The organism is Streptomyces sp. NPDC087428, assembly GCF_044744085.1.
Classification (GTDB): Bacteria; Actinomycetota; Actinomycetes; order Streptomycetales; family Streptomycetaceae; genus Streptomyces.
Genome location: NZ_JBIUXR010000005.1, coordinates 254,972 through 280,855 on the forward strand (window position 1 = coordinate 254,972; position 25,884 = coordinate 280,855).

Here is a 25,884-nt window from a genome sequence, read left to right on the forward strand (position 1 = left end):
CAGGCATGGCTGCGCCCCGCCCGGTACGGCATTCCGGGCGGGGCGCGCGGGAATGGAGAAGTACGGACTACTTGGCCACGCCTACGTGCCAGTTGTCGGAAAGCACCTGGCCGGCGTGGGGTGCGGCGCTCCCGGGGAGGGCCAGCCCCGCCGTGTAAGTGGCGGTGTCGTTCAGCACCAGGTGGTTGTTGCCCGCCGCGGAGGGCAGTGCGGTCTTCAGGTTCACCGCCCAGTTGAGCTCGCCGAGGGTCAGGGGGCCGCAGCCGCTCACCCCGGGAACGGCGAAGCTGCTGTCCCCCTGGTCGTTGCCGGTCAGCGAGAGGCGGTTCAGCAGACCGGCGGTGTTGGGCGTGCCGTTGGCGTCGAAACGCTGACTGCCCAGCGCCGGGACCGAGACGTTCTGCGGACGCAGCACGACCGGGCTGGACGTGGTCCCGATATAGCACTTGGACCCGAGGAACGTGTTCTGCAGGTGAATCCGGACCGGGATGTCGACGATCGTCTTACCGCTCTGCATCCCCGCGGTCAGGTCGAAGTTGCTGGGCGTACCCGCCGACTCCACCGTGGCCACGACCCGGTTGAGGCTGCTGTCGGCCAGCTGACCGCAGATGCCGGAGACCACCGGAATGCCGCTGGGGCACATGAGCCCGAGCAGACCGCCGGGGATGTCCGTGGGCGCTCCGACGATCGCGCCGCCGGCCGGCGCCACGATCCTGGACTCACCGGTGGACGCGTTGCGGACCACGCCGAACTGGAGATCGTTCGCACCGGTCGTCGCCTCGGTGTTGCCGAGCTTGATGGAACCGCTCTCGGAGTGCGAGGACACGCATATCGCGATGTCCGTCGTGCCGTCCGCGGCGAGCATGGCCGGGTCGTCGACCGGACACCGGGCGAAGGGGGCCCAGTTGCCGTTCATCGCCTGCGCCGAGGCGGCGCTCGCCGGTGAGGTGCTCAGCGGAATACCGACGGCCACCGCCACCAGCGCAGCGAGCAGAGCGGGTCTGACACCTTTGTGGGCAGCACTCATTGATGGTCCAGCCTTTCTTGGAAGCGGGGTGGCAGAGCCCTCAGCGTTCGGGAGTGGGCTTCTTGGGCTCCGGGCAGTTCGCCGGAACGCCTTCGACGCACAGAGGGGACTGCATCATCTTGGTGAAATTGCCTTTGCCGGACACCGACGCCGTGAAGAGGCTGTCGAGGTCCTCTGTGACGCCGCAGCCGGCGAACGGAGGCACGTCCGAGGTGCCGGTCAACGGCCCTCCGGTCTTCACGGTGTACCCGACGGGGCCGTTCGTGCCGGTGCTCCCCTTGCCGACGAGCGTGAGCTCCATGGGCCTCACGGTGCGGCAGTTGGCTCCGACGTCCAGCGGTTCCCCGTTGACGTCGACGTCGTAGAGGCGTATCCGCAGGAGAGCGACGGCGGTCGTTGTCTCCTTGTACTGCCTGGTGTCGGGGTCGGGGGCGGAGTCGCCGAGTGTGCCGATGTCGACACTGCCCTCAAGGGTGAGCTCGAGCTTCGCCGTCGTCGGCATGAAGCCGAAGGTGAGGAAGGTGGCCTTGGCCGGCGGCATCTGCGGCTTGCCGTGGTAGTCGAGTGTGCCGTCGGTGGTGAGCCAGCTCTTCACCCCTGTCGGGCACATGAGGAAGGAGACGGATGTGTTCAGGTTGAGGCGGAGCAGCCCGGGGTCGATGAACTTCGCGGCCCCCTCCAGTTTCTTGACGTTGGAGTACCCCGCCATGTAGCCGTGCGCGTCCTTCGGCACCTGCGGGATCGGCCCCGTCATCACCGTGCAGTCGGGGGGCACGTTCACCTTCCCCAGCACGGCCTTCGGTTCGTCCTCGGCCTTCGGTTCGCTGCTGGAGCCGGCGCTGTTCCTGGACGTGCCGGGTGCGTCGGGAGGGGTGCCGGGTCCGGGCGACGAGGTCCCGCCGCGCGGAGGAACGTCCACGTCGGCCAGTTCCGCGCTCTGGTCGGGATCGATCGTGCACGAGAGGGCGACGGGTGACGGGGCGGTGGCCTCGCCCTCCGCGGCCCGGAAGGCCAGGCCCACGTCGAGGTGTCCCAGGGCGAAGCCTATGGATCCGCTGGATCTGGGCGTGATCGTCGGCACGTCTCCGGTGGCCGCGAATTCGAGGTCGCCCTCGGCGGGAACCGGCCCTTCGGGGATCTCCAGCCCCTGCCAGGGCACCGACGTCGTCTCCCCCCGCTGCGAGACGTCCGCCACCACGCTCACGGATCCCGAGACGAGGGCCGAGTCGATCCCCGGCAGATCGGAGACGGCCGAACGGGGCAGCGTGAAGGAGAGTCCCACGTCACGGACCTGGATCGGAGTCCCGATGTCCGCGGTGAGCGGCAGCTCCGCCTTGGCCTTCACCTCGACCGGTACCGAACCCGAGGGCGATTCACAGGTGTAGTCGAAGTCCGCCTCCGCGACCCGGGTGTCGGTGGCTTCCCCGGTACCCGTCATCAGACCGGTCATCAGGGCCAGCGCGCCGACCGTCGCGACCCGTGCGGCACGCCGCGGATCACTCGTCCTGAATCTCATCTCGACTCAACCTGCCGTCGTCTCGGTGCTCAGCACTCGTCCATGGGATGCGGATGGCGAACGGGCCGCCGCCGGGAGAGGGCCGCGGAGCAGAGACGAGCTCTGCTCCGCAACCCTCTCCCGGCAGGAGCGGCCCGACGCGGTTACGGCGAGGTGATCGTGATCGGCGTGACGAGCTTGTACGTCGCGTCGAAGGTGGCCGCGTCACCGGCGTTGAGCAGCCCGCTGCAGTTGGTGGCGCTCTCCACCTTCAGGCCGGCACCCTTGTTGATGTCGAGTTCGCCGGTGGAGTTGGTGTAGGTCACGTTGCTGGCGGAACCGGTGATCACCGCCTTGCAGGTGCCGAGGATGGTGTCACCCGTCAGGTTGACGCGGACGCCCGAGAGGGTGCCCTTGGTGACGCCGGCGCTGTAGGTGCTCCCGTTGACGCTGATGGTGGAGCCCGAGGCGATCACGGCCGTGAAGGAGGAGCCGAGCGGTCCGGGGCACGGACTGGCGGCCGATCCGAAGGTCGCGGCGGTGATCTTCGCGAGGCCCGTACCGGTGGCGTACGTCCCGCTCGTCGCGGTTCCGCTGGCGGTCGCCGTCGAGCAGTCCACCTGCTGGCTGGTGGCGGTGTCGACCAGGGTGGCCACGGTGCCGGACTTGAGCGAGGCGGAGAAGGTGCCACTGGGGTTGGCCACGGTCCACGTCGCGAGTGCGGTGGCCGAGGCCGACGTGGTGGCAAAACCGAACGCCGCCGCAGCGACAGTGGTGGCGAACAGCGCTCGCTTGAGGGTGCTTCTCACGGAACATACCTCCGGAATGTGGAGTTGGACGTACCCGATTGCCTTGCGACCGCACCCGGCGAGGGGCTCGGCACAAGGGCGGCTCAACATCATGGAACGCAGAAGTCGAGGGACTCGACTGCGTGATCGAACTCCGTGCGGATCGAACGTTACGAGCCAGTAGCCCAGCGCTGCAATACCCGGCGCAGAAATTCCCCGAGCCTCTCGATAAAGCCATTCCGTCTTAGCGATAACTCAGCAGATCGCCACGATTTTCTATCCGAAAGTGAGTAGTTGCGCGGAGGCCCGCGCCCTCGCACCGCCTCCATACACTCACCTGAGGCGTAGCCACCGGAGCGACGAGCACCCCTCCCACTGCCGCCTACCCACCGGTAAGATCGTTGATCTCGCCACCGTGCGCGGCCTGACGGCTCCCCGGTACGGCGCCGCTGAACTGGGCGGAGCCGCCCATGGCCTTCGCGCGGGCGCGCAGGGCGCGCCGCCGGGCCGGCCCCTCCCGGCGCCATCCACCGAGCCCCTCGCCCGCACACCGTGACGACTGGGCGGGCATATGCGGGTGCGACGCCCGGAACCCCGGCGCGGATGGCTCGATATCCGTAGGCTCAAAACCCCTTGTCACTCCAGGAGGCCACAGAAGGATTCATTTTCGGGAAATTGAATTACCCTTCGCGGTCCGCCGCGGATTCCATCGGCCGAGCGATGAGCCCGGCGGCCGTGCGGCCCGCCGCCGTCGGACCGGCCGGCCCGCTCCGCGAGGAGCCGTGCGCGGCGTGCCTCGACGTAGAAGAGCCGGGCCGCCCCGCCCCACCAGCCGCACGCGAATGGCACGCCCGCACCATGAGTCATTCAGCCACGCCGAATCCGCCCGCGGGATAAACCGGAGCTCACCATTCCACGGGCCCCCTCGGATGCCCCGCCCCACGACCGGCGACACCACAACCCGGCCACGCCTTCGGCGACAGGCTTCGCAGAGGCGGCGCAATCAGCACCCGCGGGCACCCATACGGGCATTACCCATGGTTACTTTCTTGTCTCCTCGGAACTAAATGTCCGAAAAATATTGTCCGGAAGTGAGCAGTCACTCCCCACCTGCACCGGAGCACCACAACGGGGCCGAGATGTATGCCCCCTGCACTTCGATCTTGTGCAAGTGGTGGGCACGACAGCTGACTTGGTCTATCTTCATCGCGGACTTGGTACGCACCTGTCGGTTCGTGGGAGCGCTTTCCCCCACTGCCTCACCCCCCACCGGGCACTGGAGAGCAAGGGGACACTTCATGCCGAACGTCATTTCACCCTTGGACACGGGGGATCCGCTGGGGCCGCTCCCCCAGGAATTCGCCGCGATCATGCGACCCGAACTGCCGAGCCTCATCAAGGAGATCGGCGTCGAGGTCACGCGCGCCTATCCGGAATACGCACGCCTGCTCAGTGGGCCCAATGGGCAGGCCATTCGCGTCGGCGTCGAGCAGAGTCTCTCGTCATTCGTGGACCTGGTCGCCGAGCCGTCCGCCTCGACATCGCTGCGCGACGACATGTGCCGCCGGTTCGGACGGTTCGAGGCCTACGAAGGCCGCACCATGGAGACGCTCCAGGGCGCCTACCGGCTCGGCGCCCGCGTCGCGCTGCGACGGGCGAAGAAGGTGGGCCGGAGCTACAACTTCTCGCCGACCCTGATGCTCAGTTTCGCCGACGCGCTCTTCACCTACATCGACGAGCTCGAATCCCTCTCCCGCGAGGGCTTCCTGGAGGTGCAGTCACAGACGGGCGAGCAGGGCGAGGCGATGCGCCGGCGCCTGCTGCACCTGATCCTGGCCGGGCGCCCCGTCCCCCGTACCGCCATCGCCGAGCTGTGCGAGCAGACCGGGTGGACGCTGCCCGAGCAGGTCACTCTCGTCGCGGTGCGCGCTCCCGCCGGGCTCGACCGGGTCAGTGCCGACCGTGACGTCCTGGCCGATCTCAGCGATCCCCAGCCGCACTTACTGATCCCGGGGCCCCTCGACGACGCCCGAAGATCCATGCTCGACCAGTCGCTCCTGGGCACGCGCGCCGCGATCGGGCTGACCGTACCCACCGCTCTGGCCTCGGACTCGATCCGCTGGGCCAGGAGAATCCTCGAACTCGTCGACGCGGGCGTCATCGACGACGCCCCGTTCGTCCTCTGCGAGGACCACCTCATCACCCTGTGGCTGCTGTCCGACCCGGTCCTCCTGGACCAGCTCGCCCAGCGGGAGCTGGCGCCCATCGCCGGAATCAGCGCCACCCGCCGGGACCGGCTGGTCGAGACCCTGCGCATCTGGCTCGACACCCGCGGCACCGCGGCCCACATGGGCGAACTCCTGGACGTGCACCCGCAGACCGTCCGCTACCGCATGCGCAACCTGGAGTCCATCTTCGGCGAGCAACTGGTCGACCCCGAGAGCAGGTTCTCCACCGAGGCGGTGCTGCGGGCGCTGCAGTTGCAGGCCCGGAGTCAGGAATCCGTCCTGTAGCAGTCCCGCGGAACGGTCTCAGGTCGGATCACGGACCTCACGTCGAGTCAACTTACTTATGGGTAAGGCGAAATACCCGGTCACTCCCAAACGGTTGCCACACGGAGACGTTCTCAACGAGAAACCCGGAACCGCGTCCCGTACACATGGAGGAGTCGGCCGCCCACCCGGCGGCCGCACCGCATGACCTCCTGGCCACCATTCGAGAGGGAACACCCCATGACCGCCTCGCACCTCCTCGTCCCCGTGCCGATTCCGGACCGGGTCGCCGCACTGATCGGGTCCTGCATCCCGCCGCACATCCTGGAGGCGGAGTTCGACGCCGAGTGCGCCGCGCGCGAGGTCCGCAGGTTCCGCGGCCCCCGGCTCGGCGTCGAGGACCAGGCCGACCGTGAGCAGGCCCTGTCGGAGCTGGCCCGCGCCAACAAGCTCCTGGCCGCCCACCACCCCCGGCTGACGGTGCGCCCCGGCAAGGCCTGGTGACTCCCCCGCGGCGCGCCGCTCCCGCACCGCCTTGCGGAGGGGCGGCCCGACGCTTACCTTACTCAAAAGTAAGTTTACTTCAGAGTAAGGAACTGGCGTGGCCGACAACAGCAGCGGCAACCTCACCGGTGAACTGGCCGCACTCGACTTCGCGGCCGTCTCCCCGCCGGAGTTCGCACGGATCGTGAAGGGCCTGTCCGCCAGGCAACTCGGCGAGGTCATGCACGGCGAACTGCGCACCCGGGTGCTCGGTGAGGTCTTCGGCCGGATGAGGCAGCAGTTCCGCCCGGACGCCGCGGGCCAGCTCAGGGCGCTGATCCGCTGGAAGATCACCGGGGACAGCGACGCGGTCTTCGAGACCTCGATCGCGGACGGCGCCTGCACCGTCAGCGAGGGCCGCTCCGACGCCGAACCGCGTACGACCCTGGTGATGGGGGACGCCGAGTTCCTCAAGCTGGTCTCCGGCAACGGCAATCCGGTGACGATGTTCATGATGCGCAAGCTGAAGGTGGCCGGCGACGTCGGTCTCGCCTCGGGCCTCACCCGCTACTTCGACATCCCGAAGGCCTGAGCCGATGAGCTACTTCTCCCTCGCCCTCACCGAGGAGCAGCAGGACCTCCGTAACTGGGTGCACGGCTTCGCCGCCCAGGTGGTGCGCCCGGCGGCCGCCGAATGGGACGCCCGCGAGGAGACCCCCTGGCCGGTCATCCAGGAAGCGGCCAGGATCGGGCTGTACGGTTTCGAGTCGCTGGCCGACATGTACGGCGACCCGACGGGGCTCTCCCTCCAGATAGCCAACGAGGAGCTGTTCTGGGGCGATGCCGGAATCGGTATGGCGCTCTTCGGCACCTCCCTCGCCGTCGCCGGGATCTTCGCCTCCGGCACGCCGGACCAGCTCGCCGAGTGGGTTCCGCAGTGCTACGGCGACGAGGCCGACCCGAAGGTGGCCGCGTTCTGCGTCTCCGAACCGCAGGCCGGCTCCGACGTCTCCGCGATGACCACGAAGGCCCGCTACGACGAGGCCAGGGACGAGTGGGTGCTCTCCGGCCAGAAGGCCTGGATCACCAACGGGGGCATCGCCGAGATCCATGTCGTCGTCGCCTCGGTCGACCCGGCGCTCGGCGCCCGCGGGCAGGCCGCGTTCATCGTGCCGCCGGCCACGAAGGGCCTGGAGGCGAGCCGCACCATCAAGAAGCTCGGCCTGCGCGCCTCGCACACCGCGGACGTCTTCCTCGACGACGTCCGGGTCCCCGGGCACTGTCTGCTCGGCGGAAAGGAGAAGCTGGACGCACGGCTCGCCCGCGCCCGCGAGGGCACCAACGCCAAGGGGCAGGCCGCGATGGCGACCTTCGAGGTCAGCCGCCCCACGGTCGGCGCCCAGGCGCTCGGCATCGCGCGCGCGGCGTACGAGTACGCGCTGGAGTACGCGGGACAGCGCGAGGCGTTCGGCCGCCCCATCATCGAGAACCAGTCGATCGCCTTCGCGCTCGCCGACATCCGTACCGAGATCGAGTCCGTGCGGCTGCTGATCTGGCAGGCCGCCTGGATGGCCCGCAACGACCGGACCTTCGACGCGGGGCAGGGCTCCATGTCCAAGCTGCGCGCCGGTGAACTCGCCGTGTCCGCGACGGAGAAGGCCGTGCAGATCCTCGGCGGCGCCGGATACAGCCGGGAACATCCCGTCGAGCGGATGTACCGCGACGCCAAGATCTACACGATCTTCGAGGGGACCAGCGAGATCCAGCGCCTGGTCATCGCGCGGGCGATCTCGGGGCGCCACATCCGCTGAGCCGGTACGGGGCACCCGTCCGGACGCCGCCCGCGCGCCCCCGGGACAGACCCACCGCGCCGGGTGCATGCTCGTCCGGGTGAGAAGGCGGCCGGTGCACGGGGGCACACCGGCCGCGATATCACCCAGGGTGCCCCCGCCACCGGGAGACCCAATGCACCGGACCACCGTTGTTTCCGCACTCGCACTCACCACCGCGCTGCTGACCGCGGCGCCCGCCTCGGCCGGCACACCGGCCGCCTCCGGCGCCGGAACCGGCTGGGAGCCCGCGCCCACCGCCCCGTTCGACGCGGCGGCGGGCGCCCGCTGCGACTTCCCGATCCACGCCGAACCGGTCGTCGACGAGGTCGTGCAGAAGGTGCTGGCCACACATTCCGACGGCTCGCCCTCTGAGATCGCGTACAGGGGCGCCCTGGTCATCCGGGTCACCAACACCGGCACCGGCGCGTTCCACGACACCGACGCCAGTGGCACCGCGCTCGTCGACTACCACACGGACGGTTCGCAGCGCTGGCACGCGGTCGGGCCCGTGCTCGCCGGGATCGGCGAGCACGACAGCAACCTGCCGCGCGGGGAGCAACTGATCGACGGGATCTACACGCTGGACATCAGCGCCACCAGGTACAAGACACTGCACATGATCCACGGGTCCACGGACAACATCTGTACCCACATCGGCTGACGCCCCACGGGGGCGGCGGCCCGGCGATCCGGGCCGCCGCCCCCGGTTCAGCCCGCGACCGGGGTGAACCGCACCGGCAGCGACCGCGGCCCCCGGGTGAAGACGCCCTGCTCGGCCGGGGTGAACCCGTCCGCGAGCCGTACGCCGGGCATCGCGTCCAGCAACTGGTTCACCCCGGTCTCCACCTCGGCCCTGGCCAGCAGCGCCCCCACGCAGAAGTGCCGGCCCAGGGCGAACGCCAGATGGTCGGCCGCCGCGGAGAACGCCGTGGTGCTGGTCAGGTCCGTGCGGAAGATGTCGAACCGGTCCGGATCGCGGTACCGGGCCGCGTCCCGGTTGGCCGAGCCGATCAGACAGGTGACGGTCGACCCGGCGGGCACCAGGCCGCCACCGAGCTCCACATCGGTGGCGGCCTGGCGCATGATCATGTGCACCGGCGGGGTGAAGCGCAGCGTCTCGGCGAAGGCCCGGTCGATGAGGCCCCGGTCCTCCTGCACGGCCGCGAGCTGCTCGGGGTGGGTCAGCAGGTTGGCGAAGATCGAGGCGATGGCCTTGTCGGTGGTCTCGCCGCCCGCGGCCAGCAGCAGGCTGCAGAAGGCCTTGATGTCCTCGTCACTCATACGTACGCCGTCGACCTCGGCGGCGCAGAGCGCGGAGAGCAGGTCGTCGCCGGGGGCGGCGCGGCGCTGCTGGATGACCGGGATCATGTACGCGGCGAACTCCTGCCGGGTCCGCTCACCGGCCGCCGCCACGTCCGGGTCGCCCGCGAGGTTGCCGAGGAAGGCGATGACGGTGGTGTACCAGCCGTGGAAGCGGTCGTGGTCCGCCTTGTCCAGGCCGAGCATGTCCGCGATGACCAGGACGGGGAGCCGGGTCGCGAACGCGTCGACGAGATCGGCCCCGCCGGTGTGCCGGAAGGTGTCGATCAGCTCGCGGGCGTTGCGCTCGATGACCGGGAGGAACTTCTCCTGGAGATCGGTGCCCCGGAAGGCCGGGGCCACCAGGGCCCGGCGCACGGCGTGCTCCCGGCCGCTGAGCTGGAGGATGGTCCTGCCGTGGACGGGTTCGATCTGCCAGTCGTAGTTGTCGGTGGTGAACTCCCCGGCCTTGTCCTTGAAGACCCGTTCGACGTCCTCGTAGCGGGAGACGATGTAGCTGTTCATCGCCTCGTGCCGGATCAGCGGGGCGCGCTCGCGCATGATCCGGTAGGCCCCGTAGGGATCGGCGGCGAAGCCGGGCGAGAGAATGTCGGGCACGGGCGGCTCTTGCGAGGCGAGCGACTCTTGCGGGGCAGACGTCATGACGCTCCAGGGTCGTTGACGGGCAACGCCGTCCAGGTTATTGACCACCCGCCCGCTCACGCACCCCTTGGGGAAACACCATGGCCGCCGCCCCGCGCCCGTCCGTCCTCTTCGTCACCGACCTCGCCTACGAGGCCCGCGGGCGACGCTACTGCGACGAGGACGTCTTTCTGACCTCACGGCTGCGCGAGGACTTCGACACGGCGCTCTGCCATCCACGCGACGCCGCCGCGCTGCTGGACGGTTTCGACGCGGCCGTCATACGCAACAGCGGCCCGGTACTGCACTACCAGGAGGCGTACGACGCCTTCCGCGCACGGGCCCGCGAACTGGACGCACGGGTCTACAACCCGCTGACCGGGCGGGGTGACATGGCGGGCAAGCAGTACCTCGTCGACCTGAGCCGCGCCGGGTACCCGGTGATCCCCACCGTGGACCGGGCGGCGGACCTGGGGCTGCTGCCCGGGGCCGAGGAGTACGTGATCAAGCCGAAGCTGGGCGCGGACTCGGCCGGGCTGCGCTTCGTACGGGCCCCCGAACTGCTCCCCGCGCTGTCCTCCGGGGCGGGCGGGGCCCAGCTGGTCCAGCCGCGGATCGACTTCCGGTACGAGGTGTCCTTCTACTTCGTCGACCAGGACTTCCAGTACGCGCTGTACGCGCCGCACCCGGAGCAGCGGTGGGTGCTGGAGCCGTACGGGGCGAGTGCCGCGGATCTGGGGTTCGCCCGGTCCTTCGTCGAGTGGAACACCCTCGGCCACGGCATCCAGCGGGTCGACGCGTGCCGGACGGCGGACGGCGAGCTGCTGCTCGTCGAGCTGGAGGACCTCAATCCGTACCTCTCGCTGGACCGGGTGCCGGAGCCGGTGCGGGCGGCGTTCGTGACCCGGATGAAGGCGTCGTTGCGGGATCTGCTGGCCTGACACGTCCGGCCGTCCCCCACATGCGGGTGACAGGGCGCGGTGTGAGGGTGCAGACGTGACCACTGCCAGCGAGACCGCCCCCGCCGCGCAGAGTGCCGCCGCGCCGCCCCTGCTCGATCCGCGCCGCCGGAACATCGTCTTCGCCACGATCGTGCTGGGCATTCTGCTGGCCGCGCTGGACCAGACGATCGTGGGTACCGCACTGCCCACGATCGTCTCGGACCTGGGGGGCGCCGCCCATATGTCGTGGGTGGTCACCGCGTACCTGCTCGCGGAGACGGTGGCGACGGTCCTGGTCGGGAAGTTCGGCGACCTGTTCGGCCGGAAGATCGTCTTCCAGCTCTCGGCGATCATCTTCATCACCGGTTCGTTCCTCTGCGGCCTCGCGACGAACATGACGCTGCTGATCGTGTGGCGCGGTCTCCAGGGCATCGGCGCGGGCGGTCTGATGGTCACGTCCATGGCGCTGATCGCCGATGTGATCCCGCTGCGCGACCGCGGCAAGTACCAGGGTGCGATCGGTGCGGTGTTCGGCGTCTCCACCGTCGTCGGACCGCTGCTGGGCGGGCTCTTCACGGACCATCTGACCTGGCGCTGGGCGTTCTACGTCAATGTGCCGATCGCGATCGTGGTGGTCATCGCCGCGGCCCGCACCATTCCGTCCGTGAAGGCCGTGGGGCGACCGGTCATCGACTACCTGGGCATCGCGCTGGTCACGGTCGGGGCGAGCTCGCTGATCCTCGCGACGAGCTGGGGCGGCAACCAGTACGCCTGGGGCTCGCCCGTCATCATCGGCCTGTTCGTGCTCGGGCTGGCCGCACTCGCGCTGTTCTGCCTCGTCGAGTTCCGGGCGAGGGAACCGATGTTGCCGATGCGGCTGTTCGGGAACCCGGTCTTCACGGTCTGCTCGATCCTCAGCTTCATCGTGGGGTTCGCGATGCTCGGCGCGATGATCTTCCTGCCGACGTATCTGCAGTACGTGGACGGGGACTCGGCGACCCTCTCGGGCGTCCGGACGCTGCCCATGGTCGTCGGTCTGCTGGTCGCGTCGGTCTTCAGCGGCAACGTGGTCAGCAAGACCGGCCGCTACCGGATCTTCCCCATCGTGGGCTCGCTGGTCATGGCGGTCGGCCTGTTCCTGCTCTCGCGGATGGGCCCGGACAGCGGGGTGTGGCTGGAGTCGCTGTACATGCTGGTGCTCGGGCTCGGCATCGGCCTGTCCATGCAGGTGCTGACGATCGCGGTGCAGAACACCGTCGACTACGCGGACCTGGGCACGGCGACCTCGGGCGTGACGTTCTTCCGTACGCTCGGCAGCGCCTTCGGTACGGCGGTGTTCGGGACGATCTACGCGAACGCGCTCGGCCCGAATCTCAAGGACGGGGTCGCGGCGGCGGCGCGGGCCGGCGGTGATCCGGCGGTGCTGGCGAAGGCGTCGCAGAGTCCGGAGGGCCTGCACTCGCTGCCCGGCGCCCAGTCGGCGCCGCTGGCCCAGGCCTATGCCGACACCCTGCACACGGTGTTCCTGTGGACGGTGCCGGTCGCGGTGCTCGGGTTCGTCGTGGCGCTGTTCCTGAAGGAGGTGAAGCTGCGCGACACGGTACGGGCCGGCTCGACCGACATGGGCGAGGGCTTCGCCTCACCGAGCGCCGGTGACTCGGCCCGGCTGCTCGAGTTCTCGGTGGCCAAGATCCTGCGGCGGGTCGACCCGGACACGGTCCGGCGGATCATCGCCGAATCGGACACCCGGCTCGACATGGCGGGGGCCTGGGCGGTGATGCAGGTCGAGCTGTTCACCCGGATGGTCGGCCACGCGGGGCTCCGGCTGATCGCGGCCCGGCACCGGATCCCGCCGGAGGTGCTGGTGCCCGTCTTCGACCGGATGATCGAGGAGGGCTATCTCACCGGGGACGGTCATCTGTTCGCGCACACCGAGGCGGGGAGCAGGGAGGCCGGGACCATCACGACCGCCTGGGCGACGTGGCTCAACGAACAGCTGGGCCACGACGGCGAGCGCCCGGACGACGCGCGGGTGCGCGCCGCGGTCGACGTCATCGCCAAGCGGCTGCTGGCGGAGGACCTCGCACAGGAGCTGTCCCCGGCGGTCCCGGCCGGCGCACCCGTCTGACGCGGTGCACCACCGGGCCCCCGAGCGGCTCAGTCGGCGAAGACCGCGGACTCGTAGACCCAGGCGCCCTCGCAACGGACGAAGCGGCTCTTCTCGTGGAGCGAGCCGGCGCGGCCGTTGTCCTCGAAGTGCGCCCGGAAGGTGACCGTGCCCGTGGTGTGGAAGGCGCTGCCCTCCGTCGTCCCCAGGATCTCCAGCCGCTCCCAGCGCACCCCCGGATCGAGGTCGAGGACCTCCGGCCGGGTGCCGGGGTGCCAGGTGCGCAGCAGATACGCGGCGTCCCGGACGGCGAAGGCCGCGTACCGCGAACGCATCAGCGCCTCGCAGGTCGGCGCGGCGGCCCCGGCGTGCAGCCGCCCGCAGCACGCGCCGTACTCGGCGGGCAGCCCGCACGGGCAGGGCGATGCCGCGGTGATCTCCGGTACGGGAACGGTGCGGGCACTCGCGGCGGACGGGCGCCGGGGGCGTGAGGTGCGTCGGGACATGGGGTCCATTGTGGCCTGCGGCGGCGCCGGACCGTCCGCGGGGCTTGCGGGCCGCGTCGTCAGGTCAGCAGGAAATCCGCCTGGCCGGCCTTCGCTCCCTGGATGAACGCGGCGATCTCGCGGTGGGTGTAGATCAGGGCCGGGCCGTCCGGGTCCGCGGACTGGCGCATGGCGATTCTTCCGTCGGAAAGCTTCATGGCCTCGACACAGTTGCCGCCGTTGCCGCCGCTCCACGGCTTGTACCAGCCCTCGGAGCCCAGTTCGGCGGCCGGCATGCCGTTGTATATGGGTGTCATCACAGCTCCTTGCGGAAGTCCCGGAGGATTTCCTTCGTGCGTTGTGCAGTCGCGGCCTGGGCCGCCATGCGGTCCATGACCTCGAGGTAGGAGGCCACCTCCGGGCGGGCGTCGAAGTAGACGGCCCCGGTCAGGTACTCGCTGTAGACCATGTCGGGGAGCTCCGGGACGGCGAACCGGAAGAGCACGAAGGGCCCGTAGGTGCCCGGGTGATGGCCGGTGGAGAACTCGGCTATCTGGAGGGTCACGTTGGGCATCGCGGTCGCTTCGAGCAACTGGTCGATCTGGGCGCGCATGGCCTCCGGGCTGCCCACCGGGCGGCGCAGCACCGTCTCGTCCATCACGACCCACAGCCGCGGGGCGTCCGGCCGGGTGAGCAGGGACTGGCGCTGCATCCGCAGCGCCACATGGCGCTCGATGTCCTCCGGCCTGGTCTGGCCGACCGCTCCGGTACGCATCACCGAGCGCGCGTACTCCTCGGTCTGCAGCAGCCCGGGGACGAAGTGCGGCTCGTACATGCGCAGCAGGCTCGCGGCGCCCTCCAGGCTGACGTACATGCTGAACCAGTCGGGCAGCACGTCGTGGAAACGCTGCCACCAGCCCGGCTTGTTGGCCTCCTCGGCGAGGACGACGAAGGCGTCGGCCTCGTCCTCGGAGATCCCGTAGGCCTTCAGGAGCAGCTGCACATAGGGGATCTTGAGAGCTACCTCGGCCGTCTCCAGCCTGCGTATCGTCGCGGGCGCGACACGCAGCACCTTGGCAGCCTGGTCCCGGCTCAGGCCGACACGTTCCCGCAGATCCTGCAGGCGCTTGCCGAGAACGACCTGACCCACGGTCGGGGCGGACCGCGGTTCACTCACTTCAGACCTCCCCATGCGCTGTTTGCCAGCAGTGTGCCATGCGCGTGGCACCAAAGACACAGCCACTCTGGAAATTTCAGAGTGCCCCTTGCCAAGTGTTCACGACAGGGGGAGAGTTGGTGAGTGAACCAGTTCACTAGTCACGCCCGCCTCCTTTTACGGGGATCGCGAAGCGTGACGCAGCCCCCACTGTGAGGATTCGGTCGTGGCACCTGGCAGTGCGCTCATCCCCCGGCTCATGGACCTCAGCCCCGGGACGGAAGCGCTCCGGTACTGCTTCGCGCTGCCCGCGCACCCGGAGTCGGTGGCCGGTGCCCGGCGGCTGACGCGGGCCCGGCTGGACGAGTGGCGGCTGGGCGGCGACGCGCACGACGCGGCGATCCTCATCGTGTCCGAACTGGTCACCAACGCGGTGGTGCACACCGCCAGCTCTCGCGTCGTGTGCGAGCTGCGCTGCCTCGATCACCGGCTGCGCATAGCCGTACAGGACCAAGGACACCAGCCAGGCGGGCCGCAGTTGTCACGCGGCGCCGATGACGAGCACGGACGCGGCCTGCTGCTCGTCGACGCGATGTGCAGTGCCTGGGGGTCCCGCGACGCCGGGGGCGGCTCGGGCCGCATCGTCTGGGCGGAACTGCCGCACGGCACGGAGCACTCATGCTGAAGAACGCCATGTCCCATCTCCTCGGAACCCGCCGGCCCCGCGAGCCCGGCCGCCCCGGTGACGGCGGCCGCGTGCAACTGCCTCTCCCCTCCGCCCTTTCCGCGACCCTGGGCTGCGACGCGGTGGGGGTGCCGGCGCGGTACGGCTTCCGGCTGATGTCTCATCTGCCGCGCACCGGCTGCGTCTTCGACGACGGGGAGCGCTGGTGGTGGATCGTCCCGTCGGGCTCCGACCTCGATCTGGACTGGCCCGCGCAGGCCGCCTACGCACGTGGCGCCTACGTCCCGGCGGTGCGGCCCCGGCTGATCCACCAGCCCGACAGCCGTACGCCGTACACGCCGCCCATCCCGCTCTACCTGATGGTCTGCCAGGTGACCGGTGTGACGCCGTCGTGGACGTCCGCGGGCGGTCCGCGTGTCCCTTCCGCCCCCTGACCGGCACGCACGCGGGCGTACGTAAGGGTGGGGGCCGGCACGTCATCCGATGTGCCGGCCCCCACCCGCGTACTCACCTGCCGAACGTCAGCCAGTCGACGGCCGCGGTCCTCGGGCCGGCCGCGGCGACGACGTACACGTCGTGCGTACCGGTGACGGTGTGCAGCAGCTTCGCCGACTGCTCCTGCCAGGTGTCGGCCCCGCCGGTCGCCCGTACCGGCAGCACGCCCACGATCCGGCCCTTCGGGCTGTCCAGCCGCACCTGGAGCAGACCGGTCACGCCCCGGCCCGGCGCCGCGACGCGGAGGGTCATCCGGTCCGCGCCCGCACCGAACCGGACCTTGCGGAAGCCGAAGCGGTCGCCCGAGCCCAGCAGCCCGGTGGCGGCGTCGCCCCGGGTGGTGCCCAGTATGTCGGTGGCCAGTTCGGCCTGGAGCGTCCCGGCGGCGTCCGGCCCGTCGGCGTACAGCCGGATCTCGTTCACACCCCATTCCGTGTCACCCGGTGCGGTGAGGGTGATCCGCAGGTAGCGGACGGTGTCGGTCGGGAAGACGGCCTCCTGGGTGAAGGAGCGGCCGCTCACCTCGGCGACCGGCTTCCCCCACCGCTCGCCGTCACGGCTCGTCGCGACGGTGAACCCGGAGGGGTGCCCGGTGGCGTCCAGACCCGCGTCGAGGGCCAGCCGGCCGACGGTCTTCGGTGTGCCCAGGTCGACGGTGAGCGACTGGCCCGGGGCCTGGAGTGCGGCGGACTTCCACTGGGTGGTCTGGACACCGTCCACGGCCGCGGAGGCGTCGGAGCCGTCGGACGCGGTGGCGGTCCAGCCGTCGTTGCGGACCCGGGACTGGCAGCCGGGCAGGGTGCAGCCCGCCGACCAGATGGCGTCACCGTACTCGTAGGCACCCTGGTCGGGGCCTGCGCCGCGCACTGCGGTGGTCACCCCGGCGACGGTCTCGCCCGCGTCGATGGCGGGCGAGCCGGCGCGCAGCCACAGTTCGCCGTTGCGGGTGTCGGTGTAGCCGGGGTCGGTGGGCGGCAGGAGGTTGCTGCGCACGACGGGGCCGGGGTCACCGGGTCCGGAGATCTCGGTCTTGGTCATCCCGACGATGTTGCTGACGTACGTGCCGGTGGCGTCGGTCGCGCCGCTCAGCCGGACCGAGGCGCCCGTGATGCCCTGGCCGTACGACGAGTGGTGGTCGCGGTTGCCGAGGCTGACGCCGCTGTGGCCGTTGAAGAAGGTGCCCCGGGTGCCGGTGTTGTACGCGACGTTGTGGTGGAGCAGGAAGTTGCCGGAGGAGTTGTCGATGTAGTAGCCGACCTGGCCGTCGTCGTCGTGGACGATGTTGTGGTCGACGCTGGTGCCGGTGGCGTCCAGGTTGCAGCAGACGTAGAACGGGCTGCCGTCGCGGGAGGTCCGCATCGCCTCGGAGAGGTCGTTGTAGGCGATCTCGTTGTTGTGGAACGGCACCCCGTTGAGCTGCCACGACACGTCGACGCTGCCCCGGCCGGTGCGGCGGACGGTGTTGTGGGTGACGGTGTGGCCGCTGCCGTTGATCTCGATGCCGGGGGTGTAACTGCCCATCCAGCCGACGTCGTGGATGTAGGTGTTGGTGACCGTGTTCCCGCTGCCGCGCACCAGGACGCCGGTGCCGGCGGAGTGGGCGATCTCGCTGTCGCGCAGGGTGTTGCCGGTGCCCAGGAGCTGGACGCCGGAGTCCAGGATCCGGGAGACGACGATGTGGCCCTCGCCCGGTTCGACGGCCAGTTCGTCGTCGGCGGGCATCGGGAGCGTCGAGTACTCGGAGACGTAACGGGCGTTCAGGTTCTCGACGAGGACGCCGGTGCTGTCCTTGCCGGTGCGCAGCGAGGTGCCCCAGAGGTCGAGGCCGCGCACGGTGACGTGGGAGCTGCCGCTGAGGTCGATGCCCCAGGAGCGGTGCTTGGCGGTGACGGTGTGGCCCCGCATTCCGCCCTTGGGCGGGACGAGGTACAGGGTCTTCGCGGCCTTGTCGTAGTACCACTCGCCGGGCTGGTCGAGGGTGGCCCTGGATCCCACCAGGTAGTAGTTGCGGTAGTTCTTGTCGCCCATGCAGAGCGGGTCGCAGCGGTAGTTGCCGCCCTTGAAGTCGAGGGCGCCGGCGGCGGTGGCGGTGACCGTTCCGGTCTGCTGGCTCCAGGGGTTGGAGCCGGCCCACAGATGGACGGTGGCGCCGGTGAGGTCCCCGGCGGGCAGGGCGGGGTCGTCGATGTGCTGGTCGGTGGAGGTCTTCTCGGCGACGGCCCAGGTCGGGTTGAGCGGGTCGGTGCCGGAGTTGGGCCAGCGGCCCTCCATGGCGCGGCCGCCGTCGAGGAAGAGGGCGTTCTCGCTCGCGTCGAGCGGCAGGTCGGTCCGCGCCGAGACGAGGCCGCCGCCCGCGTCCTTCCAGCCGGTGACCGTGTCCGTGCCGTCGACCGTCACCGCGCCGTCGCCGTACGCGGCGAAGGTGACCGGGGCGTCCTTCCGGCCGGCCGGCGGGGTGACCTGCTCGCGGTAGGTGCCCCGGTGGATCAGGCAGCTGTCACCGGGGCGTACGAGTTCGGCGCAGCGCGAGATCGTGCGCAGCGGGTGCCGCGCGCTGCCGGCGGACCGGTCGGATCCCCAGGTCGCGACCTCGTACGTCCTGCCGTGGGTGGCTGCGGTGGCCTCGGGTGCCAGGGCCAGGGGCAGTGCGATCAGTGCGGCAGCCGCGGCGGCCACCAGGGATGTCGGGCTGAGAGCCGGTCTCATGTACAGCCTCCGGTGTTCGGTGGTGCGGGTGGGCGTTTCCACGCGGTCTCGCCGTCCGGCCCCGGCGCGGCGCCGAGGACCGCGCACCTCAGCCAGTGTTCGCCGGGCGGGAGTTCGCCGGTGAGCGTGGGCAGCATGGTGCGGCGGGCGAGCACATTGGTGCCGGGCAGGCAGTCGATGACCTGTCCGGTGCGGCGGCCGTCGGTGTCGATCAGGCCGGTGAGTCCGGCGGAGCCGGTGGCGCGGGCGCGGCCGGGGCCCGCCTGCCGGGTGGGGCCCGGCGGGGGCGCGGAGTCGCGGTCGACGGCGAAGGCGCCCTCCGCGGTGTGCAGCGGGCGTGCGGTGCGGACACGGTGGACGCGCACCTGCCAGGGCGGGGCGGCGGTGAGCCAGGTGGTGATCTCGACGTCGGGCCACGGGTGCCAGGTGGAGCGGACGGTGTCGTCGGTGACCTGGTGGTCGCCGGGTTCCTCGCGTACCCGGTAGTGGACTCCGCCGTCGTCGCTGAGGGCGAGCATGGAGTCGTACGCCCCCTGCTCCAGTCCGGCCGGTCCGGCGGGCAGGCTGAAGCCGAACCGTGTGGAGTACGCGAACTTGGCGTACTTCTCGGCCCCGTGGCGGACCCAGGAGTGGTGCTGGCGGCCGGCGAGCAGGGTGACGTCGCCGCCGGATCGCATCAGGACGGCGCCCGCGTGGGGCTGGGGCGAGACGGCGGGCAGGGCGGGGGCGCCGCGTTCGGCGGCGGTCCAGAAGCGGTGGCCGGCGGGCAGCGCGAGCGGCAGGAAGGTTTTCATCGCCCAGTACGGGGAGCCGGGGGCGTTGTACTGCTCGGCGAGCGCGGGCTGCGGATAGGCGTAGCCGATGGAGAGGAGTCCGCCGGGCGCCGCGTCGGGGCGCCGCTGCCACCAGCGCAGATGACGCATCAGGTGTCCCTTGACGACTCCCCAGGGCAGGGCCTCGACACCGGCGTACGGGAGGGCGGACCAGAACGCGGCCTGTGCGAAGCGGTAGGTGAGGGAACGGCCGTAGGGGACGGCGGCGCCGTCGTCGGCGAACCAGTGCTGGAAGTCCTGGGCGAACAGGGCCGCCCTCATCCGGAAGCGCACGGCCCGTTCGGGGTCGCGGTGTCCGGCGAGTGCCGCGTAGAGCAGGCCGTAGAAGTGCATCGCCCACGGCACGTAGTAGTCGCGGCGTTCGGTGGGTCCGTCGGAGTACCAGCCGTCGCCGCGGGCGAAGGTCTCCAGCCGGTCCAGGCAGGCGGTGACCCGTTCGCGGTCGTGGGGGACGCCGACGCGGTCGAGTCCGAGTCCGATCAGGACGGGGAAGAAGAGCCAGTTGTTGTCGGTGACCGGGCAGGACATGCCGGTGGTCAGCCAGTGGGCCACCCGCGCACGTTCCGGTTCGGTCAGGGGTTCCCAGAGCCGGTCGGGGGCGAGTGCGAGGGCGAACCCGATGGCGGCCATCTCGACGATCCGCTGGTTGTGCGGTCCCGGCGGGCCCCAGTACTCGGGGTGGCCGGGGTCGGTGCCGGCCGCCAGGCCGCGTACCCAGTACTCCCAGTGCGCGAAGTGCCCGCCGCCCGCGGCGAGCGGGGCGAGACCCCACAGGGGGCGGGCGAACGCCTCCAGTTCAGCGGCCGGGTCGTCGTGGATGGCGGTGTTGACGCCCAGGCGGAGCCGGGCGCGGCCGGGGCTGAAGTGCGGGAGGAGGGGTTCGGCGAGGGTACGCGCGTACTCCTGGAGCTCCGTACGGCTGTCGTCGGTCATCCGTATCAGCCCTTCTCCGCGCCGGCGAGCAGTCCCGTGCGCAGGAAGCGCTGGGCGAACAGGAAGGCGACGAGGGTGGGTACGCAGGCGACGAGTCCGGCCAGGGCCGCTTCCGGCTGGTGGATGTCGAGGTCGCTGAATCCGCTGGAGGCGTTGACCGCGCCGGTCGACTGGAGGAGCGACATCAGGCCGAGCTGAAGGGTGAACGTCCGGTCGTCGGCGAGCATCACGAACGGCAGGAAGAAGTCGGTCCAGGTGCGGGTGAAGGAGAAGAAGGCGATCAGCCCGATGGCCGGCTTGGCGAGCGGGATGCCGATCGACCAGAACAGTCGCAGTTCCCCCGCCCCGTCGACCCGGCCGGCGTCCAGCAGGCTGTCCGGGAGGTTGGCGGCGAAGTGCAGATAGGCGAGGTAGACGCCGAACGGGTAGAAGGAGAGCGGCAGGATCACCGAGGCGGGGGTGCCGGTGAGACCGAAGGCGTTCATCTCCAGGTAGAGCGGGAGGACGAGGGCGGCCGGCGGCAGGATCATGCAGACGATGGAGAGGGTCAGCAGCAGCTTGCGTCCGCCGAAGTCGTGCTTGGCCAGGACGTATCCGGCCGGCACGCAGAGCACCAGGGACAGCGCGACGCTGGCCGCGGTGTAGAAGACCGAGTTGCCGATCCACAGTGTGATCTGGCCGTCGTTGTAGCTCATCAGGTGGTCCCAGGCGCTGCCCACGTTGCCCAGTGAGCCGAAGCCGAGCGAGGACCCGGTGGTGAGGTCGTCGGCGGTACGGGTCGGGGCGAGGACCAGCCACAGCAGCGGGAGGCCGAAGAAGACGGCGGCGCCGAGGAGGAACAGCAGCCGTGCGGAGCGGGATACGGCGTTCATCGGGCTCGGACGCCTCTCACGTGTGATCACCGGTGGTCCGTTTCGTACATGCGGGTGCGGCTGATGACGATCCAGGCGGCCAGCAGACCGACCGCGAGCATGGCCAGGGAGAGGGCGGCGGCCTTGCCGAAGTCCCCTTCCTGGGTCGCGTAGTTGTACGCGAGCTGGTTGACCGACCAGGTGGGGCTGATCTGTCCGGGGGCGCCGGTGGTCAGCACGGTCGGTTCGACGAAGACCTGGCTGCCGGCGGCGAAGCTGGAGATGAGGACGAACGCCACGTAGCTGCGGACCATGGGCAACTTGATGTGCCAGGTGGTCCGCCAGGTGGAGGCGCCGTCGACCTGGGCCGCCTCCATCACGTCCTTGGGCAGGGCGTTCAGCGCCCCGTACAGGACGATGATCCAGCCGCCCGCGTGGACGGCGACGCCCATCACGGTGAGTACGGAGATCAGGCTCTGGCCGGAGAGTGCGTCGGTGGCGCTGGTGATGTCGAACAGGTCGAGAACCGGGCTGAACGGGCTGGCGTCGGGGCTGACCATGAACAGCCACAGCAGTGCGGCGGCGGATCCGGTGACGGCGCCCGGCAGGTAGTAGACGAACTGCATCGTCGAGGAGAACCTGCCCGGCTTCACATGCAGGGTCAGGGCGAGCGACAGCACGAGCAGGACGAGGATCGGTAGCCACAGCAGGAGGTACATCCCGACGTGCGCCGCGGAGTCGACGAGCCGGTAGTCCTCGAAGACCCCGGTCCAGTTGCGGATCCCGGCGAACGAGCCGTCGTGGGTGAAGGACGTCCAGAGCGCGTAGCCGGCCGGGGCGGCGCCGAAGAGGACGAGGAAGAGGGTGTAGGGGCCGATGAGGCCCCAGGCCGCGAGCGACCTGGCCCGTTTCATCGGGCTTCGCTGCCGCGGAGTGTCCGCTGCGGGCGTGGCGGCGGCTGTCGGCCGCCGGTCGGTGAGCGTCACGGGGCGGCTCATTCGACGGTGTAGTCGCTGGTACCGGCGGCCTGTTCGAGCCGCTCCTGCCAGCTGCCCAGTGCGTCCTTCAGCGACTTCCCGTCGCCTGCCGCGGCGCCGAGGGTGTCGTTGAAGCTGCTCTGCCACTCGGCCTCGTAGCGGACGGCGCCGAAGCCGGGACGGAGGTTGGCGGCCGCCTCGGTGAGCACCGGCACGGGGTCGGCCGCGTAGTAGGTGTCCTTGGCCTTCGCCTTGCCCCATTCGGTGGCGGCGGCGGTGAAGGCGGGGTACGTGGGCTGCTTGGCCTGGAGGGGTACGTCGGTGGTCAGCCAGGTCACCAGGTCGGTGGCCGCCTTCGCCCGCTTGCCCGCGTGCTTCGACACGACGTACGCGCCGCCGCCCACCTGGCCGGCGGCGGACTTGGACTCGCCCTTCCAGACCGGCATCGGCGCGGCCGCGATCCGGCCGTCGGGCACCTTGAAGGACGGCTTGAACATGAAGTCGCCGAACCAGGCCGGGCCGGGCAGCATCAGGATCTTGTCGTCGGCTCCGAGCTTGGCGAAGGCCGGTTCGGTCGGCACCACGTTGGTGACGGCCTTCTTCTCGGTGAGCGGCTGCAGGACGTCGGCGACCCGGGTGCAGGTGTCGTCCCCGGTGTCGATGCGCACCTTGGTGAGGCTGAGGGTGTCGCGGGTGGGGCAGCCGCTGGAGCCGAAGTAGAGACCGGCGCCGTACTTTCCGGCGACGGAGCCCACGATGGTGCCGGGGTGCTCGGCGGCCGCCTTCAGCCCGACCTTCTGGTACTCCTCCCAGGTGGCGGGCACCTGGTAGCCGTACTTCTTCATCAGCGCGGAGTCGTACCAGAGGATGGCGGGCGCGATGTCGTTGCGCAGGCAGTACGTCCTGCCGTCGAAGGTGCAGGTGTCGAGTGCGCCGGGGGCGAAGCCGTCCAGGGTCTTCTTCGGGACGGCGGCGTCGAGCGGGGCCGCGTAGTCGAAGGGCTTGGCGGCCAGCGTGGCGGTCTCGGCGGGGTTGGCCAGGAAGACCACGTCCGGCCAGCCGCGCTTGGTGCGGTTGGCGAGGGAGATCTTGGTGGGGACGTACCCCGCGTCCGGCGGAATCGTGACCACACGGATCTTCTGGTCCGGGTGCTCCTTGGCATACTCCTTGGCAGCGGCCGTGCGGGTGTTGTCGACCCAGACGAGCAGCTCGTCACTGTCTCCGCCCGAGCCGCCGCTGCCCGAGCCGCAGGCGGTGAGCAGCAGCGCGCCGCACACCGAAAGCGCCGCACGCGTCTTTGCGCCGGTACCCCATCGGTTCATCGAAGACCACCCTCTGTGCCTCAAAATGAAGTTGCGATAGTTTTCGCAACAACGGATCGATCGAAACGTAGGAGAAACATCGGATGACGTCAACGGCTGGGGACGAATCAACGCGGAGCACTTTGGCGGAAATTGCCGGAGAGGCCGGAGTTTCGGTCTCCACCGTGTCCAAGGTTCTGCATGACAGATCCGATGTGTCATCGAAGACCCGGGCCAAGGTGCAGCGGCTCCTGGAGCAGTACGGCTATCTCGCCCGGAACAGTCCGCCGACCTCCCAACTCCGGGGCGGACTGATCGAGTTCGTGATCAACGAACTGGACAGTCCCTGGGCGGTCGAGCTGATCCGGGGTGCGGAGGAGGCGCTGCACGGCGTCGGCATGGGCATGGTGGTGTCGGCGACGCACGGCCGCACGAAGCTGGCCCGGCAGTGGCTGGACTCACTGGCCACCCGTCCGACCCGGGGCGCGATCCTGGTGGTGCCCGAGCTGACCGGCGAACAGCACGAGGAACTGCGTCGGCTGGCGCTGCCGTTCGCCCTGGTCGCACCGATCGAGGAGCCGGCCCCGGGGGTGCCGTGGGTGGGTGCCACCAACTGGCCCGGTGGTTTCGCGGCCACCCGCCACCTGATCGAACTGGGCCACCGGCGCGTCGCGATCATCAGCGGCCCGGCCCGTCGGCTGACCTCGCGGGCCCGGGTGGGCGGCTACCGCTCCGCCCTGGAGGAGGCCGGGCTGCCCTTCGAGGAGGAGCTGGTGCGCTACGGCGACTTCACCCACGGCCTCGCCCACCAGCACGCCCTGGACCTGCTGCGACTCCCGGACCGGCCGACCGCGATCTTCGCCGGGAGCGACCACCAGGCGCTGGGAACCTACCGGGCCGCGGCCTCGCTCGGACTGCGCGTTCCGGAGGATCTGAGCGTGGTCGGCTTCGACGACCTGCCGTTCGCGGACTGGGTGACCCCGCGGCTGACGACCGTGCGCACCCCGCTCGCCGAGATGACCGCGCTGGCCGCCCGGATGGTGCTGCAGCTGATCGCCGGGGAGCAGCCGGAGACCACCCGGGTCGAGGTCGCGACGGAACTGGTCGTGCGCGAGAGCACCACTCCGCCCGCCGCAGAGGGGCCGACGCCCTGACAGGCCACCGGACCGGGTTGAATTTTCGCTGATTTTCGAAATAGTTGCTCTACTTCCCGGTGACCAACCGGACTTCTGCCGATCGGAGCACTCCCGTGGCGCATGCCCGTCCCCCGGCGCTTCTCGCCCTCCACCCCCGTCATGTGCCGGAGCTCTTCCCTCCGGACGTACTCGCACGGCTGGCCGGACTCGTCGACATCGATATCGATCCGCCGCTGGTCGCGGAACGCTTCGACGATCCGGCGGTACGGCAGGCGCTCGCCCGCGCCGAGGTGCTGATCACCGGCTGGGGCTGCCCGCCCGTCGACGCGTCGGTGCTGGCCGCCGCACCGAGGCTGCGGGCTGTCGTGCACTCGGCGGGAACCGTCAAGTCACTGGTGACGGAGGCCTGCTGGGATCGGGGCATAGCGGTCTCGTCCGGCGCGGACACCAATGGGGTACCGGTCGCCGAATTCACCCTGGCGGCCGTCCTGTTCGCCGGCAAGGGGGTGTTCGCCGCCCGGGAACGGCTGCGCGCGGAGCGAGGTGCGCTCTCGCCGTACGACCTCGGCGACGCGATCGGCAACTTCGGGCGCCGGGTCGGCATCATCGGGGCCTCACGGATCGGCCGCCGGGTGATCGAGCTGCTGCGGCCGTTCGACCTGGAGGTGTGGCTCAGCGATCCGTACGTCGACGAGGCCTCGGCACGGGCGCTGGGGGTGCGGCCGGCCGGTCTCGACGAACTCCTCGCCGGATGCGAGGTGGTCAGCCTGCACGCACCGGCCATCCCCGAGACGTACCGGATGCTGGACCGCGCACGGCTCGGGCTGCTGCCGGACGGGGCGGTACTCATCAACACCGCGCGCGGGGCACTGATCGACACGGCGGCGCTGACGGACGAGGTGGCGAGCGGCCGGATCACCGCCGTACTCGACGTCACCGATCCGGAGCCCTTGCCTCCGGATTCCCGTCTGCTGGATCTGCCGGGCGCCTTCCTGACGCCGCATCTGGCGGGCTCGCTCGGCAATGAGCTCCGGCGGCTGGGCAGTGCGGCGGCCGACGAGGTGGAACGCCTGGTCACCGGGGCGCCGTTCGCCCGCGCCGTGCACAGGGAGGAGCTTGCGCACAGCGGCTGACCTGCTCTCTCGCTCGCCCTGGACCCCGGTCACGCTGCGTTGTCAGTGGTCGGTTCTACTGTGGAACCACTGATCGAGAAGCCCGTG

General features: G+C 70.2%; 23 protein-coding genes. 11 read left to right on the forward strand and 12 right to left on the reverse strand.

Annotation, left to right across the window (positions count from 1 at the left end):
* Positions 1-67: 67 nt before the first annotated feature.
* The 3 genes from ACIO3R_RS12805 to ACIO3R_RS12815 form a co-directional block, all read right to left on the reverse strand.
* Positions 68-1,027, reverse strand: a complete 960-nt coding sequence (locus ACIO3R_RS12805) for a hypothetical protein (protein WP_402105497.1) — start codon at positions 1,025-1,027, stop codon at positions 68-70.
* Between the two features lie 40 nt (positions 1,028-1,067).
* Positions 1,068-2,543, reverse strand: coding sequence for a DUF6801 domain-containing protein (locus tag ACIO3R_RS12810; protein ID WP_385026573.1), 1,476 nt, complete (start codon positions 2,541-2,543; stop codon positions 1,068-1,070).
* 143 nt (positions 2,544-2,686) lie between these two features.
* Positions 2,687-3,331, reverse strand: coding sequence for a hypothetical protein (locus tag ACIO3R_RS12815; RefSeq protein ID WP_385026570.1), 645 nt, complete (start codon positions 3,329-3,331; stop codon positions 2,687-2,689).
* Positions 3,332-4,608: 1,277 nt separating this feature from the next.
* Here ACIO3R_RS12815 and ACIO3R_RS12820 point away from each other — a divergent pair.
* The 5 genes from ACIO3R_RS12820 (at position 4,609) to ACIO3R_RS12840 (ending at position 8,778) form a co-directional block, all read left to right on the forward strand.
* On the forward strand, positions 4,609-5,823 hold the full coding sequence (locus ACIO3R_RS12820) for a helix-turn-helix domain-containing protein (RefSeq protein ID WP_385026567.1): 1,215 nt from the start codon (positions 4,609-4,611) through the stop codon (positions 5,821-5,823).
* A 219-nt stretch (positions 5,824-6,042) separates the two neighbouring features.
* Positions 6,043-6,306: a hypothetical protein gene (locus ACIO3R_RS12825; RefSeq protein ID WP_385026564.1), complete on the forward strand. Its 264-nt coding sequence runs from the start codon at positions 6,043-6,045 to the stop codon at positions 6,304-6,306.
* Positions 6,307-6,403: 97 nt separating this feature from the next.
* Positions 6,404-6,877 carry an SCP2 sterol-binding domain-containing protein gene (locus ACIO3R_RS12830; RefSeq protein ID WP_385026561.1) on the forward strand — a complete coding sequence of 158 codons (474 nt, stop codon included), beginning with the start codon at positions 6,404-6,406 and terminating at the stop codon, positions 6,875-6,877.
* A gap of 4 nt (positions 6,878-6,881) precedes the next feature.
* A complete protein-coding gene (locus tag ACIO3R_RS12835) occupies positions 6,882-8,096 on the forward strand; it encodes an acyl-CoA dehydrogenase family protein (RefSeq protein WP_385026558.1) in 1,215 nt (404 codons plus the stop codon).
* A 154-nt stretch (positions 8,097-8,250) separates the two neighbouring features.
* Entirely contained in the window at positions 8,251-8,778 is a 528-nt protein-coding gene (locus tag ACIO3R_RS12840) for a hypothetical protein (RefSeq protein WP_402105500.1), read from the forward strand.
* Between the two features lie 47 nt (positions 8,779-8,825).
* Here ACIO3R_RS12840 and ACIO3R_RS12845 read toward each other — a convergent pair whose 3' ends face one another.
* A complete protein-coding gene (locus ACIO3R_RS12845) occupies positions 8,826-10,079 on the reverse strand; it encodes a cytochrome P450 (RefSeq protein WP_385344379.1) in 1,254 nt (417 codons plus the stop codon).
* 80 nt (positions 10,080-10,159) lie between these two features.
* Between ACIO3R_RS12845 and ACIO3R_RS12850 the strand changes: the two genes are divergently transcribed.
* Entirely contained in the window at positions 10,160-10,999 is an 840-nt protein-coding gene (locus ACIO3R_RS12850) for a hypothetical protein (protein ID WP_385033226.1), read from the forward strand.
* 55 nt (positions 11,000-11,054) lie between these two features.
* Positions 11,055-13,127, forward strand: coding sequence for an MDR family MFS transporter (locus ACIO3R_RS12855; RefSeq protein WP_402105502.1), 2,073 nt, complete (start codon positions 11,055-11,057; stop codon positions 13,125-13,127).
* A gap of 29 nt (positions 13,128-13,156) precedes the next feature.
* Here the strand turns inward: ACIO3R_RS12855 and ACIO3R_RS12860 are convergent, their stop codons facing one another.
* The 3 genes from ACIO3R_RS12860 to ACIO3R_RS12870 are packed head-to-tail and all read right to left on the reverse strand — an operon-like array spanning position 13,157 to position 14,768.
* Positions 13,157-13,612 (reverse strand): YchJ family protein, encoded by a 456-nt coding sequence (locus ACIO3R_RS12860; protein ID WP_402105503.1) that lies wholly within the window; start codon positions 13,610-13,612, stop codon positions 13,157-13,159.
* A 59-nt stretch (positions 13,613-13,671) separates the two neighbouring features.
* Positions 13,672-13,908, reverse strand: coding sequence for a DUF397 domain-containing protein (locus tag ACIO3R_RS12865; protein ID WP_024490276.1), 237 nt, complete (start codon positions 13,906-13,908; stop codon positions 13,672-13,674).
* On the reverse strand, positions 13,908-14,768 hold the full coding sequence (locus ACIO3R_RS12870) for a helix-turn-helix domain-containing protein (protein ID WP_385033235.1): 861 nt from the start codon (positions 14,766-14,768) through the stop codon (positions 13,908-13,910). The genes ACIO3R_RS12865 and ACIO3R_RS12870 overlap by 1 nt, the downstream gene beginning before the upstream one ends.
* A gap of 205 nt (positions 14,769-14,973) precedes the next feature.
* Here ACIO3R_RS12870 and ACIO3R_RS12875 point away from each other — a divergent pair, with 205 nt between their 5' ends.
* Both ACIO3R_RS12875 and ACIO3R_RS12880 read left to right on the forward strand, forming a co-directional pair.
* The gene (locus ACIO3R_RS12875) at positions 14,974-15,432 is read left to right on the forward strand and encodes an ATP-binding protein (protein ID WP_385033238.1); all 459 of its coding nucleotides are present in this window, start codon (positions 14,974-14,976) and stop codon (positions 15,430-15,432) included.
* Entirely contained in the window at positions 15,426-15,866 is a 441-nt protein-coding gene (locus ACIO3R_RS12880) for a hypothetical protein (RefSeq protein WP_363029799.1), read from the forward strand. Before ACIO3R_RS12875 ends, ACIO3R_RS12880 begins: the two co-directional genes overlap by 7 nt.
* Positions 15,867-15,939: 73 nt before the next feature.
* On the opposite strand, the gene ACIO3R_RS12885 is transcribed toward ACIO3R_RS12880, so the two are convergent.
* From ACIO3R_RS12885 to ACIO3R_RS12905, 5 genes are read right to left on the reverse strand one after another with little or no spacing between them, the layout of a single operon-like run.
* Complete coding sequence (locus ACIO3R_RS12885; RefSeq protein WP_402105505.1) at positions 15,940-18,633, reverse strand: carbohydrate-binding protein; 2,694 nt, start codon at positions 18,631-18,633, stop codon at positions 15,940-15,942.
* Positions 18,630-20,399 (reverse strand): DUF2264 domain-containing protein, encoded by a 1,770-nt coding sequence (locus ACIO3R_RS12890; RefSeq protein WP_402105506.1) that lies wholly within the window; start codon positions 20,397-20,399, stop codon positions 18,630-18,632. The genes ACIO3R_RS12885 and ACIO3R_RS12890 overlap by 4 nt, the downstream gene beginning before the upstream one ends.
* A gap of 5 nt (positions 20,400-20,404) precedes the next feature.
* Complete coding sequence (locus tag ACIO3R_RS12895; protein ID WP_350992874.1) at positions 20,405-21,271, reverse strand: carbohydrate ABC transporter permease; 867 nt, start codon at positions 21,269-21,271, stop codon at positions 20,405-20,407.
* 26 nt (positions 21,272-21,297) lie between these two features.
* Entirely contained in the window at positions 21,298-22,236 is a 939-nt protein-coding gene (locus ACIO3R_RS12900) for a carbohydrate ABC transporter permease (protein ID WP_385033247.1), read from the reverse strand.
* 8 nt (positions 22,237-22,244) lie between these two features.
* On the reverse strand, positions 22,245-23,549 hold the full coding sequence (locus tag ACIO3R_RS12905; protein WP_385033250.1) for an ABC transporter substrate-binding protein: 1,305 nt from the start codon (positions 23,547-23,549) through the stop codon (positions 22,245-22,247).
* 83 nt (positions 23,550-23,632) lie between these two features.
* Between ACIO3R_RS12905 and ACIO3R_RS12910 the strand changes: the two genes are divergently transcribed.
* Positions 23,633-24,682, forward strand: coding sequence for a LacI family DNA-binding transcriptional regulator (locus tag ACIO3R_RS12910; RefSeq protein WP_385033253.1), 1,050 nt, complete (start codon positions 23,633-23,635; stop codon positions 24,680-24,682).
* A gap of 95 nt (positions 24,683-24,777) precedes the next feature.
* Positions 24,778-25,797 (forward strand): hydroxyacid dehydrogenase, encoded by a 1,020-nt coding sequence (locus ACIO3R_RS12915; protein ID WP_402105508.1) that lies wholly within the window; start codon positions 24,778-24,780, stop codon positions 25,795-25,797.
* The last annotated feature ends 87 nt before the right edge of the window (positions 25,798-25,884 follow it).

Coding starts and splice junctions, on each gene's coding strand:
- ACIO3R_RS12865 (WP_024490276.1), bottom strand. CDS start 13,908: ATGACACCCATATACAACGGCATGCCGGCCGCCGAACTGGGCTCCGAG.
- ACIO3R_RS12910 (WP_385033253.1), top strand. CDS start 23,633: ATGACGTCAACGGCTGGGGACGAATCAACGCGGAGCACTTTGGCGGAA.
- ACIO3R_RS12810 (WP_385026573.1), bottom strand. CDS start 2,543: ATGAGATTCAGGACGAGTGATCCGCGGCGTGCCGCACGGGTCGCGACG.
- ACIO3R_RS12850 (WP_385033226.1), top strand. CDS start 10,160: ATGGCCGCCGCCCCGCGCCCGTCCGTCCTCTTCGTCACCGACCTCGCC.
- ACIO3R_RS12890 (WP_402105506.1), bottom strand. CDS start 20,399: ATGACCGACGACAGCCGTACGGAGCTCCAGGAGTACGCGCGTACCCTC.
- ACIO3R_RS12845 (WP_385344379.1), bottom strand. CDS start 10,079: ATGACGTCTGCCCCGCAAGAGTCGCTCGCCTCGCAAGAGCCGCCCGTG.
- ACIO3R_RS12880 (WP_363029799.1), top strand. CDS start 15,426: ATGCTGAAGAACGCCATGTCCCATCTCCTCGGAACCCGCCGGCCCCGC.
- ACIO3R_RS12860 (WP_402105503.1), bottom strand. CDS start 13,612: ATGTCCCGACGCACCTCACGCCCCCGGCGCCCGTCCGCCGCGAGTGCC.
- ACIO3R_RS12835 (WP_385026558.1), top strand. CDS start 6,882: ATGAGCTACTTCTCCCTCGCCCTCACCGAGGAGCAGCAGGACCTCCGT.
- ACIO3R_RS12885 (WP_402105505.1), bottom strand. CDS start 18,633: ATGAGACCGGCTCTCAGCCCGACATCCCTGGTGGCCGCCGCGGCTGCC.
- ACIO3R_RS12840 (WP_402105500.1), top strand. CDS start 8,251: ATGCACCGGACCACCGTTGTTTCCGCACTCGCACTCACCACCGCGCTG.
- ACIO3R_RS12905 (WP_385033250.1), bottom strand. CDS start 23,549: ATGAACCGATGGGGTACCGGCGCAAAGACGCGTGCGGCGCTTTCGGTG.
- ACIO3R_RS12820 (WP_385026567.1), top strand. CDS start 4,609: ATGCCGAACGTCATTTCACCCTTGGACACGGGGGATCCGCTGGGGCCG.
- ACIO3R_RS12805 (WP_402105497.1), bottom strand. CDS start 1,027: ATGAGTGCTGCCCACAAAGGTGTCAGACCCGCTCTGCTCGCTGCGCTG.
- ACIO3R_RS12825 (WP_385026564.1), top strand. CDS start 6,043: ATGACCGCCTCGCACCTCCTCGTCCCCGTGCCGATTCCGGACCGGGTC.
- ACIO3R_RS12895 (WP_350992874.1), bottom strand. CDS start 21,271: ATGAACGCCGTATCCCGCTCCGCACGGCTGCTGTTCCTCCTCGGCGCC.